This is a genomic window from Acrocarpospora pleiomorpha (genome assembly GCF_009687885.1).
GTDB classification, from domain to species: domain Bacteria; phylum Actinomycetota; class Actinomycetes; order Streptosporangiales; family Streptosporangiaceae; genus Acrocarpospora; species Acrocarpospora pleiomorpha.
On sequence record NZ_BLAF01000068.1, the window covers coordinates 45,909 to 57,344 of the forward strand.

Below are 11,436 nucleotides of genomic sequence, written 5' to 3' on the forward strand. Positions count from 1 at the left end.
CCCACTCAGTTTTCTGGGCGGAAGAGTTGTTCGTAGAAGGCCAGTTCGGCTGCCAGGGCCGCGGTCTTGCTTTCCAGGCGGCGGAAGCCGTGGCTTTCGCCCTCGAAGGACAGGTACGTGCAGGGGACGCCACGATCGGTCAGGGCGGTGGCGAAGGCTTCGGCTTGGGCGGGGGGAACCACCGGGTCGGCCAGGCCCTGCATGAGGAGCATGGGGCAGGAGACCTCGCCGGCCCGGGAGAGGGGTTCCCGGGAGGAGTACAGGGATTCCGGGCCGACCAGCCATTCGACGTAGCGGGATTCGAAGTCGTGCGTGGCGGCGACCAAGGGCGCCAGGGCGCTGACACCGGCGATGGAGACGCCGCCGCAGAAAACGGTGGAGGCGGCGCAGGCGGCCATCACGGTCCAGCCTCCCGCGCTCGCCCCCCGCACCGCGATCCGAGCCGGGTCGGCGAGACCTTCGGCCGCGAGCCACTGGGCCGCCGCGACCGTGTCCTCCACGTCCACCACGCCCCACTGCCCGCGCAGCCGCTCACGATAGGCACGCCCGTATCCGGTCGAACCCCCGTAGTTGACCTCAAGAACGCCGATCCCCCGCGTGGTGAAGAACGCCTTCTCCAGGCTCAACTCGGTCGTGGCATGCCCAGTCGGACCCCCATGGACGAAAACCACATAAGGCGCAGCGACGAACGAGGGCTCGGCCGACGGGTCTGCGGCGGGTGAGCCTGAATCCAGCGAGTTCGCCGATGGGGAGAGGGCGGGCGGAGGTGGCTTGTGCTGTTGGTGGAAGGGCGGATAGAGGTAGGCGTGGACGCGGCGGCCGAAGCTGCCTTCTATCTCGACCGAGCGCGGTATGGGCAGGTAGGCGATGTCGGGCAGTTCGGGGATGTCACGGCGCAAACCCTCGACGCGCCCGGTGACGGTGTCGACGCGAACCACCGAGCGAGGCACGTCGGCGCCATAGGCGATGCCCACCAGAGTGGTCCCGTCCGCACTCAGGGCGGGCCGCCAGCCCGAATACGGGACGTCGAGGTCGGCGAGAGATCCGGTCTCCGGATCCAGGATGCCCAGGCGCAGGTCCCCCTGCCCGTGCAGGACCGCGAGCCGGCCGTCCCCCAGCACGAGGTACGGCAACCCGCCCAACTCCCACAACGGCCACGCGAACTCCTCCTCAGCCGGATACAACGCCTGCGAAGAAGTCCCGAAGATCCCGATCTGATAGAGGTTCCACCACCCCGACCAATCAGAGATCAGATAAAGGTTCCGGTTATCCCGCCACTGCGGCGCGAGCACGGACTCGCTCATCCCGCCCTTGACCGTCCACGAACTGCCGTCCTCAAGCCGCGTGATCCGCAACTCGGTCCCCGTCCACGGCAACCGCGGATGATTCCAGCAGATATAAGCGAGATGCTCCCCGTCGGGCGACAAAGCCGGAGAAGCATAGAAATCGCTGCCGGTGACCACCTCCGTCACCTCACCCGCCAAGGTCACCGAAGCAAGCGCCCGATCCACCTTCCCGTCAAGATGCCGCTCCCGCACGCACCAGATCACCCCGGCGGCGAACAGCAGATCGCCGTACCGATGCTCGGAAGCCGCCGTCAACGCCCGCGGCGTACCCCCGTCGGTCAGGTAGAGCCGCTGATCGGAATGGTTGACGAAGACCACGCCCACGCCGGGCACGACCACGTAGGACCGCCCGCCGTACTCGTGCACCCGCGACCGCGCGTCCCACGGGGCGGCGATGAGCTCGCGGCGGGTTCCGTCGGCGGCGCGGTGGACGATGGTGCGGCGGCCCGCTTCGGCCGGCCGGTCCTCCTCCCACCAGACCTCCTCGCCGAGCACGGTGGGGAAGCCGAGGCGCAGCCCTGACCTGGCCACGTCGGCGGTGGAGATCGGCGGTCGCTCGGGGGACATGACTGGCATCCTGCCGGAAAAGCGGGGCCGAGTGTGGCCGGTTATCCCTTTTCGAGGACGGGCGGCGACAGGTACCTCGTGGCCAGCAGCCCCAGGTAGTCGATCACCGCCCGATGCCATGACCCGTCCTCGTACATCGTCCGCAGAGCCTCCTCCACGTCGTCCCGCAACCCGATCGCGTTCGGCGCGAGGCGAATGCCGTACCGCACCTCGGCGAGATCGCGGCCGAGGAAGCGGAAGCGGCCGGGATACTGCGCGGAGATGCCGGCCAGGACGGGGGCGTCGGCGATGATCGCGTCGATGCGCCGGTCGGCGAGGAGCGGGCCGCAGGCGGCGGGCACGTTCGCCTCGGCGACGAAGACGTTCTGCCAGGCGGTGCCGAAGCGTTCGACCAGCGGCGCGACGTCGGCGCGGGTCCCGCAGACCCGCGACGATCGCAGGGCCCGCAGCGTGCGCAGCTCCTGCGTGCGGACCAGCAGGTCCTTGGTGGTCACCAGGTACGGCCCGGCGTAGCGTCCGCCGACCGTGCCGAGGCTGAGATCGGCCTCGCCGGCGTCGAAGGTGTAGCGGATCTGGTCGTCCCGGTATCCGAGTTCGCGCGCCACGTAGTGCGCCACCGCGATGTCGAACCCGGCCCAGCCGCCCCCGGGCAGCTTGTCCACCAGCCCGGGCTGCCCCGCCCGCACCCCGATCACGAGGCTGCCGCTGCCCCCACACGCGGTGAGGAAAACGGCCGCCATACCCAGAACAACGACGCGCCACACCCGATCAGGATCAGATCAGGCGCGCGCTACGCCCCGCAATGACACGTCAAACCTTGACCACCCCACGTCTACAACGTCGCCGGGGCTGTCACGGAATCGGGTGGCGCGACCGGTTTCGCGGTGGTCTTGCGGCTGCGCCGGCTGCGCTTCTCCAGCCACGTCGCCACCTGCCCGACCGCCACGTTGATCAGGATGTAGATGAGCGCCATCACGATCACCGACGGGATCAGGTTGCGGAAGTTGGAGGGCAGGATGCGCGCCCCGGCGTTCAGCAGGTCCTCGTAGGCGACGATGAAGCCCAGCGCGGTGTCCTTGAGCAGCACCACGAGCTGGCTCACGATGGCCGGCATCATCGCGGTGACCGCCTGCGGCAGCAGGATCAGCCGCATCGCCTGGCTCTTGCGCAGCCCGACCGCGAGGGCGGCCTCGGTCTGCCCGCGCGGCAGCGACGAGATGCCCGCCCGGACGATCTCGGCGAGCACCGAGCCGTTGTACATGACCAGGCCGAAGACGACGGCGCTGAAGGAGGTGACGGTGAGGCCGAAGACGGCGCTGCCGCCGTACTGGGCGAAGAAGATCATGATGAGCAGCGGGATGGCCCGGAAGAACTCGACGATCGCCCCGGCCGGGATGCGGATCCAGACGTGCTCGGACAGCCGGGCCATGCCGAACACGAACCCGAACGGCACGGCGATCAACGCCGCCGTCGCCGCCGCGCTGAGCGTGTTCCACAGTCCGGGCAGGATCAGATTGACCCAGACATCCGCCCGCAGGAACGGCTCCCACAACGCCGCATCAAACTGGCCTTTTTCGTCAAATTTCCGATATCCCAGGTAGGCCAGCACGACCAGCAGCACCGCGAACAGCACCGTGAGCACCAGGTTGCGCCGCCGCCCGCGCGGCCCCGGGGCGTCGTAGAGAACACTCGCCCTCATCGTGCCACCGCCAGTCGTCTGGCCAGCCAGCCGAACAGCAGCCCGACCGGCAAGGTGAGCACCAGGAACCCGAGCGCGAACCCGAGGAAGATCGGAACCACCGCCTCCTGATGCCGCTCGAACAGGGATTTCATGGTGAGCGAGGCCTCCGCGACGCCGATCGCGGCGGCGATCGTGGTGTTCTTGATCAGCGCGATCAGCACGCTGCCCAGCGGCGCGATCACCGCGCGGAAGGCCTGCGGGAGCACGATGTGCCAAAGGTTCTGGAGGAAGGTCAGCCCGAGCGCACGGGCGGCCTCCGCCTGCCCGATCGGGACGGTGTTGATTCCCGATCTGATGGCCTCGCAGACGAAGGCCGCCGTGTAGAGCGACAGGCCGATGATGGACAGCCAGAGGTAGTTGACGGACAGGCTCTCGGCGAACGAGACGTCCAGCACCAGCCCGAGTCCGAGCCCGCAGAACACGATCACCAGGGTGAGCGGCGTGTTCCGCAGGGCGTTGACATAGGTGGCGGCCACGGTGCGGAGCACGCCCAGCGGGCTCACCCGCATCGCGGCCAGCACCGTGCCCAGCACCAGGGCGGCCACGGCGGTGGCCAGCGTGAGCCGTACGGTCAGCCAGAACGCGCCCAGAATGACCGGCAGCTCGTCGAAGAGAGCGGACACCGCCTACCTACCTACCTCCGCTACCGGCGTTCGATCAGTACCGCTCCAGCGCCGGAGGCGAGGCGAAGAACTGGCCGAACTCGCCGAAGTTGGCGTCGACGTACTTCTTCCAGGAGCCGTCCTTGAACATCTTGTCGATGGCGTTGTTGATCTTGTCGCGGGTTTCCTTGTCGTCCTTCTTCAGGCCGATGCCGTACTTCTCCTCGGAGAAGGGCTGGCCGACGAGGCGGAACTTGCCGGGCGACTGGGCGGCGAAGCCGGCCAGGATGGTGGCGTCGGTGGAGATCGCGTCCACCTGGCTCTGCTCGAGCAGCGGCAGGCAGGCGCCGTAGCCCTGCTGCTCGGTCAGGTACTGGCCCTTCCACGGCTCGCCGAACTTCTCCACCAGCCGGGCGGGCGAGGAGGAACCCTGCGCGCCGCAGACCTTCTTGGTGGCGAGCGAGTCGACGTTGGCGATCCCGGTGTCCCCGGCCCGGGTCAGGATGTCCTGCCCGGTGATCAGGTACGGCCCCGCGAAGGAGATCACTTCCTTCCGGGCATCGGTGATCGAGTAGGTGGCGACCACGATGTCGACCTGGCCCTGCTGGATGAACGGCTCGCGGTTCGCGGAGACGGTCTCCTTGAACTCGATCTGGTCGTCGCTGTAGCCCAGTTCCTTGGCGACATACTTGGCCACATCCACGTCGAAGCCCTTGACTGAGCCGTCCGGCTGCTTCAGGCCGAGCCCGGGCTGGTCGAACTTGACGCCGATCACAAACTTGTCGTCGCCACTGCAGGCGGCAAGACTCGTGGCCAATGCCGCTGCGGCCAAAAGAACGGCTCCGAGTCGGCGGACTCGCATAACTGCCACCTCTTCCAATTCACTGAGCCGGGTCTCGGCTCGGGGGAATGTGCGATTCAGTGCGTGAGGATCTTGCTGAGGAAGTCCCGGGCACGGTCGGTGCTGGGATTGGTGAAGAACTCGTCGGGGGCGGCCTGCTCGATGATCTGGCCGTCGGACATGAACACCACGCGGTTGGCGGCCCGGCGGGCGAAGCCCATCTCGTGGGTGACCACCAGCATGGTCATCCCGTCCCTGGCCAGGGAGATCATGACGTCCAGCACCTCCTGGACCATCTCGGGGTCCAGCGCGGAGGTGGGCTCGTCGAACAGGATCATCTTCGGGTCCATGGCCAGCGCCCGGGCGATGGCCACCCGCTGCTGCTGGCCGCCGGAGAGCTGCGCGGGGTACTTGGCCGCCTGGGAGGCGATCCCGACCCGCTCGAGGAGCTCCATGCCGCGCTGTTCGGCCTGAGCGCGGGCGATCTTGCGGACCTTGGTCGGGCCGAGGGTGACGTTCTCCAGGATGGTCTTGTGGGCGAAGAGGTTGAACTGCTGGAACACCATGCCGACCTCGGAGCGGAGCCGGGCCAGCGCCCGGCCCTCGACCGCGAGGGAATGTCCGTCGAAGGTGATGGACCCGGAGTCGATCGTCTCCAGGCGGTTGATGACGCGGCAGAGCGTCGATTTGCCGCCACCGGACGGGCCGATGACCACGACCACCTCGCCACGCGTGACGTCCAAGTCGATGTCTCTCAGCACGTGCAGCGCGCCGAAGTGCTTGTTTACCTTCTCCAGACTGACAAGTGAAGTCGATCTGTCGGCTTCCGTCATGGTCAACAAAAGTAAGGGGGTCTTCATAACCAAGTCACTAACCAGCCGGTACCGATCCCATCACGGCTTTTCCCGGAATCTTCCTGGTCGGTGGCCCATGCCGCCCAGGACAGGCGCCCGATTCAGTGGCGGCATGAGTGATTCCTTCCGTCGCCACGCCGCCGCCGGGTCGTTGGTGGCCTGGCCCGTCCTGCTCTTCCTCGCCTTCCTCACCTCGCCTCCGGGGACCGACCACAACCCCGCGATCTTCCTGGCTCACGCGACGAAGGTGCAGGTCAGCGCCGTGCTCTTCCTGTGGGCCGCGGCCGCGATGATCCCCGGCATGCTGGCCCTGGCCGGGCTGCTGCGGGAGCGCGCGCCCCGGCTGGCCAACCTGGGCGCGGCCGTCGGCATGATCGGTTCCGCCGCCGCGGTGAGCCTGTTTATGACCGACTTCTACGACCTGGCGCTCGCCCAGACCCTGCCCGCCGACCAGGCGGTGGCGGTCACCGCCGCCGCGGGCGACCTGGCGGGGTTCGTCTACGCGATCCTGCTTCCGGCGTTCCTGTCGCATGTGGGGGCGCTGATCCTGACGATCTCGCTGGCCGCGACCCGGATCGGGCCGTGGTGGCTGCCGGTTCTGGTGGTCGCCGGGATCGCCATCCCGTTCCTCACCGTCACGCAGCCGCCCGCCGTGCAGTCCACCGGGGCGCTGTGCCAGCTCGTCGCGTACGGCTGGGCGGCGTGGCGGGTGCTCAGAACCCCGATTCCCGGGCGCGGCTGACCGCGCTGACCCGATCGCCCACATGCAGCTTGGCGAAGATGTTGGAGACGTGGTTGCGCACGGTCTTGTGGGTCAGCGCCAGCCGCTCCGCGATCTGCGGGTTGGTGAGATGCGAGGTCATCAGCCCCAGGATCTCCCGCTCCCGGGGCGTGAGCTGGGGCAGGCTCTGCTCGCGCCTGGCCAGCCCGGAGAAGTAGCCGATCAGGCGGTTCGCGATGGCCGGGCCGAACACCGCGTCTCCGGCGGCCACGGCCCGGATCGCCCGGGACAGCTCCACCCGGCGGGCGCCCTTGACGACATAGCCTCGGGCGCCCGCGCGCAACGCCGCGAACACCGACTCGTCGTCGTCGGACATGCTCAGGATCAGCACCCGGATATGCGGGTTGTCGCGCAGGATGCGTTCGGTGGCGGCCACGCCGCCCATGCCCGGCATGGTCAGGTCCATCAGCACGACATCCGGCTGGAGCTGGTTGATCAGCGCCAGCGCCTGCTCGCCGTTGGCGACCTGATCGACCACCTTGATGCCGTCCAGCGGCGAGAGCAACGCCACCAGTCCCGCCCGGAACGCCGGATGGTCGTCAACGAGCAGGATGTTGATGGGTTCCATGGTTTCCGTTCATTGAGTTTCAGTGTTTCTCAGTGATCCGTCCATTACTGGGCGGAGGTCCCCGTCCGATCTGGGCGGTGCCCGGTGCGGGGTAGACGTTTCGCAGCCACCGGCCCCGGCAGGCGGGGTCTTATGGTCGGCTCCACGTCCGTTTGTCGTCTCCGGGCCACTCCCGGCGACGGTGTGCTTCACCAGGGAAGCCAGATTGAGCGCCGCGTTCACGTCCCGGTCCAGGACCAGGCCGCAGCAGGTGCAGGTGTAGGTGCGTTCGGAGAGGGCGAGTTTGGCTTTCACCGCGCCGCACCCGGAACACGTTTTGCTGGAGGCGAACCAGCGGCCGGCCACCACCAACCGGCCGCCGCCCCACTCGGTCTTGTAGGCGAGTTGGCGGCGGATTTCGCCGAATCCGGCGTCGGAGATCGCGCGGGCCAGCCGCCGGTTCCGCACCATCCCGGCGATGTTGAGGTCTTCGACCACGACCGTGCCGTACTCGCCCGCCAGCGTCGTGGTGAGCTTGTGGATGGCATCGCGGCGCAGCGCGGCCACCCGGTAGTGGACCCGGTTACGGGAGGCATTGGCCTTTCGCCACCGGCCGGACGGCTGCTGCCCGCTGCGCCGGTCTGGGCCTTGTTTGCGGGAGACCGCCCGGGACAGGCGGCGCAGCTTGCGTGAGGCGGCGGCCAGGTGCCGGGGGTTGTCGACGGGTGGGCGGCCGTCGGAGTAGACGGCCAGGGTCTTGACGCCCAAGTCCACCCCGACCACCGCCTCTGGTCGTGAGGGCGTGGTGGTGGCGCGTTCGACCTGCACGGAGAAGGACACCAGCCACCGTCCGGCTTCCAACCGGACGGTGGCCGAGCGGATGCGTGCGGTGCCCGCCTCGATCCGGCGGGCCAGTTTACGTGTGGACTCGTGGGTTTTGATCCGCCCGAGCACCGGCAGCATCACGTGGGTGCGGCCATGCAGGCGGACCGCCCCGGTGGTGAACCGCACCGACATGGCCTTCCCGCGTTTGGACCGGAATCGGGGGAAGCCCACCTTCGGGCCTTTACGGGTGCCTTTGCGGGACTCGTTCCAGTTCGTCAACGCGGTGGCCAGCCGGTCCAGGCCGCAGGCGTAGGCCTCTTTGGAGTTCTCCGCCCACCACGGCGCGACCTGCTGCTTGGCACCGTTCCAGGCTTTACGCAGCGAGAACATCGACCACGACAGCGACGGGGTCAGCTGGGCGTCGGGGATGCCGTAGGAGCGTTCGGCCTCCCGCTGGGCCAGATTGGCCTTCACCCGCGCCAGGCCCCAGTTGAAGGCCAGGCGGGCGGCGCCGCAGTGGGAGCGGAGCAGACGTTCCTGGCGCGGGGTGGGGTCCAGGGCGTATCGGTAGGCGTGGACTGCCTGCATCAACTCTCCCCGGCCATGGCAAACCTATGTATACCCATGGTGAACAAGTGGCTACAGTTTACCAGGGTGATCGTGATTGACTGCCATCTGAGCAGCGAAACAAGGGTGCGCCTAGTCTGGGGATCACCTGACGCATCCTCGACAACCGGTCCAAACGATCCGAGGTTCCCGCAATCCGTCAAGGTGAGCCTCGCCTTTCTCTGGCCTGCCGGCCAATTCCACACCTGGCGAACCAATCACCCCGCCAGACCCAGGAAACCGAAACCGGACTGATGAACGCTGACGAACCGCGCAGCAGTTCGTACCCTCTGGCCGGGAGTATCGCGAGCACGCGTGTGCCGCCCTCCCGGCGTGGTTCGATCGTGCGCCATCCGCCCAGCTCGGCGGCACGGTTGCGCATCGACAGCGGCCGACTCTGGTTTGCCTTCCAGCCCGCAGCCGTTGTCGCACACCTCGAGGCTAAGCGTCTCGTCGATGGCGGACAGGCGCAACCAGGCCCGCGACACGCGTGGCCAGCGCCTCGACCGCGATGTGATAGGCCGCGATCTCGGTCGCGCTCGCCCGGGCGGGGCCAGGACCAGACCTGCTCGTTCTGGTAGGTCAACGGGACCACGATGCGGCCGGGGGAGCGGGTCGCCGTCGTTCTCGCTGAGGTTGATCGCCGCATACGGGAGTTACGCTCGCGGGAGCGCCTAGGCTTGTGGGTTGAGATGACTGCCACGACTCAGGAGAGCACCAGGACGTACGAGGTACGGACCTATGGGTGCCAGATGAACGTTCACGACTCCGAGCGCCTGTCCGGGCTGCTGGAGGACGCGGGATACGTGCGCGCCCGCGAGGGGCAGCCCGCGGATGTCGTCGTGTTCAACACCTGTGCGGTGCGGGAGAACGCCGACAACCGGCTCTACGGGAACCTCGGGCATCTGCGGCCCCGCAAGCTCAGCAATCCGGGCATGCAGATCGCGGTCGGCGGGTGTCTGGCGCAGAAGGATCAGGGCGAGATCGTGCGGCGGGCGCCGTGGGTGGACGTCGTGTTCGGCACGCACAACATCGGGTCGCTGCCGGTGCTGCTGGAGCGGGCCCGGATCGCCGAAGAGGCCCAGGTCGAGATCAAGGAATCCCTGGAGACGTTCCCGTCGACGCTGCCGACCAAGCGCGAGTCGGCTTATGCGGCGTGGGTGGCCATTTCGGTCGGGTGCAACAACACCTGCACGTTCTGCATCGTGCCCGCGTTGCGGGGCAAGGAGAAGGATCGCCGTCCCGGTGACATCCTCAGCGAGATCCGCACCCTGGTCGATCAGGGCGTGCTGGAGATCACCCTGCTCGGGCAGAACGTCAACACCTACGGCGTCGAGTTCGGCGACCGTCTCGCCTTCGGCAAGCTCCTGCGCTCCTGCGGGTCGGTCGACGGGCTCGAGCGGGTCCGGTTCACCTCGCCGCATCCCGCCGCGTTCACCGACGATGTCATCGCCGCCATGGCGGAGACGCCGAATGTCATGCATCAGCTGCACATGCCGTTGCAGTCCGGGTCCGACCGGATCCTGAAGGCGATGCGCCGTTCCTACCGGGCTGAGCGCTATCTCGGCATCATCGAACGTGTGCGCGCCGCCATGCCCGACGCCGCCATCTCCACCGACATCATCGTCGGCTTCCCCGGCGAGACCGAGGACGACTTCCAGGGCACCCTCGACGTCGTCCGCGCCGCCCGCTTCGCCAACGCCTTCACCTTCCAGTATTCGATCCGGCCCGGCACGCCCGCCGCGACCATGCCCGACCAGATCCCCAAGGCCGTCGTCCAGGAGCGGTACGAGCGACTGGTCGCCCTTCAGGAAGAGATCGCCTGGGCGGAGAACAAGGTGCAGGTCGGCAAGGTCCTGGAAGTCCTCATCGCCGAGGGCGAAGGCCGCAAGGACGGCGCCACCCACCGCCTCTCCGGCCGCGCCCCCGACAACCGCCTCGTCCACCTGGCTCCCGCCGACGCCCGGCCCGGGGACATGGTCACCGTCGAGGTCACGTACGCGGCGCCGCATCACCTGGTCGCTGACAAAGTCCTTTCGGTGCGCCGCACTCGCGCGGGCGACGCCTGGCTAGCCCGCCAATCCCAGCCCTCGGCCCCGGCCGCGGTGAACCTCGGCATGCCCAGCATCGGCCGCCCCGCCGCCACGACCGAACCCCTCGCCTGCTCGTAACCGGACTCCTGCGAGGCTATGCCGCAGCAGGAGGGTGACTGCGAGCGCCTCCACCCACAGCCCCAGGCTGTGCTGCCGAGCAGCCCGGCAAGGTCCCAGACCGGGAAGCTCTCGCTGACGCCGGTCTCGAGCCCGCTGACGCGGCGCGGGCGGCTTACCTGTTGGTTCGGTTCGGGCGCCCTGGAGATCGCGGATGTCGACGAGCCTGGCTCGCTGCCGCCGGAACGGATAGCCGGTCGGCGCAGCGCTTTTGCCGTGATATCAGCGGACCGCTACCCCGCTGTCCGCCGCGGCTGCCCGCACCATAGCTGGATAAATATCTGTACCTCTGAGGGCTGCACCGGCTGCTTGACGGAATCACCACCGTTGCTGACCGGTGATGTCGTGCAGGACCTCGTAGCAATAGTCGCGGCGGATGTCGTGGAAGGTGGCGCAAGGGTCGGGGATTCTTGTGGTCGGTTTGTTTGGTTTTGGTTTTGTTGCCCGGGTTGTTGAGGGTGAGAGGGGCCTGAGGGGTGGGCTGATCTTGCTTTTGGTGGGGTTTGGGGCGGGTGG

General features: G+C 68.0%; 10 protein-coding genes. 2 read left to right on the top strand and 8 right to left on the bottom strand.

Annotated features, from left to right (window positions below; all coding sequences use genetic code 11):
- Positions 1–5 precede the first annotated feature (5 nt).
- From Aple_RS41440 to Aple_RS41465, 6 genes are all read right to left on the bottom strand, one after another.
- Positions 6–1,913, bottom strand: a complete 1,908-nt coding sequence (locus Aple_RS41440) for a S9 family peptidase (protein ID WP_246265114.1) — start codon at positions 1,911–1,913, stop codon at positions 6–8.
- A gap of 41 nt (positions 1,914–1,954) precedes the next feature.
- Positions 1,955–2,677: a type 2 periplasmic-binding domain-containing protein gene (locus Aple_RS41445; RefSeq protein WP_155350250.1), complete on the bottom strand. Its 723-nt coding sequence runs from the start codon at positions 2,675–2,677 to the stop codon at positions 1,955–1,957.
- 68 nt (positions 2,678–2,745) lie between these two features.
- Positions 2,746–3,612 (bottom strand): amino acid ABC transporter permease, encoded by an 867-nt coding sequence (locus Aple_RS41450; RefSeq protein ID WP_155350251.1) that lies wholly within the window; start codon positions 3,610–3,612, stop codon positions 2,746–2,748.
- Positions 3,609–4,277 carry an amino acid ABC transporter permease gene (locus Aple_RS41455; RefSeq protein WP_155350252.1) on the bottom strand — a complete coding sequence of 223 codons (669 nt, stop codon included), beginning with the start codon at positions 4,275–4,277 and terminating at the stop codon, positions 3,609–3,611. Before Aple_RS41455 ends, Aple_RS41450 begins: the two co-directional genes overlap by 4 nt.
- A gap of 34 nt (positions 4,278–4,311) precedes the next feature.
- Entirely contained in the window at positions 4,312–5,118 is an 807-nt protein-coding gene (locus Aple_RS41460; RefSeq protein WP_155350253.1) for a glutamate ABC transporter substrate-binding protein, read from the bottom strand.
- Positions 5,119–5,174: 56 nt separating this feature from the next.
- Positions 5,175–5,930: an amino acid ABC transporter ATP-binding protein gene (locus Aple_RS41465; protein WP_155350254.1), complete on the bottom strand. Its 756-nt coding sequence runs from the start codon at positions 5,928–5,930 to the stop codon at positions 5,175–5,177.
- Positions 5,931–6,063: 133 nt separating this feature from the next.
- On the opposite strand from Aple_RS41465, the gene Aple_RS41470 reads away from it, so the two are divergent.
- A complete protein-coding gene (locus tag Aple_RS41470) occupies positions 6,064–6,693 on the top strand; it encodes a hypothetical protein (RefSeq protein ID WP_155350255.1) in 630 nt (209 codons plus the stop codon).
- On the opposite strand, the gene Aple_RS41475 is transcribed toward Aple_RS41470, so the two are convergent.
- Together Aple_RS41475 and tnpB are read right to left on the bottom strand one after the other, a co-directional pair.
- Positions 6,665–7,300 carry a response regulator transcription factor gene (locus tag Aple_RS41475; RefSeq protein ID WP_155350256.1) on the bottom strand — a complete coding sequence of 212 codons (636 nt, stop codon included), beginning with the start codon at positions 7,298–7,300 and terminating at the stop codon, positions 6,665–6,667. The two genes, Aple_RS41470 and Aple_RS41475, sit on opposite strands and share 29 nt — an antisense overlap.
- A gap of 9 nt (positions 7,301–7,309) precedes the next feature.
- Complete coding sequence (gene tnpB, locus Aple_RS41480) at positions 7,310–8,692, bottom strand: IS607 family element RNA-guided endonuclease TnpB (RefSeq protein WP_155350257.1); 1,383 nt, start codon at positions 8,690–8,692, stop codon at positions 7,310–7,312.
- 710 nt (positions 8,693–9,402) lie between these two features.
- Here tnpB and miaB point away from each other — a divergent pair.
- Positions 9,403–10,881: a tRNA (N6-isopentenyl adenosine(37)-C2)-methylthiotransferase MiaB gene (gene miaB, locus Aple_RS41485; RefSeq protein ID WP_155350258.1), complete on the top strand. Its 1,479-nt coding sequence runs from the start codon at positions 9,403–9,405 to the stop codon at positions 10,879–10,881.
- Positions 10,882–11,436 lie beyond the last annotated feature (555 nt).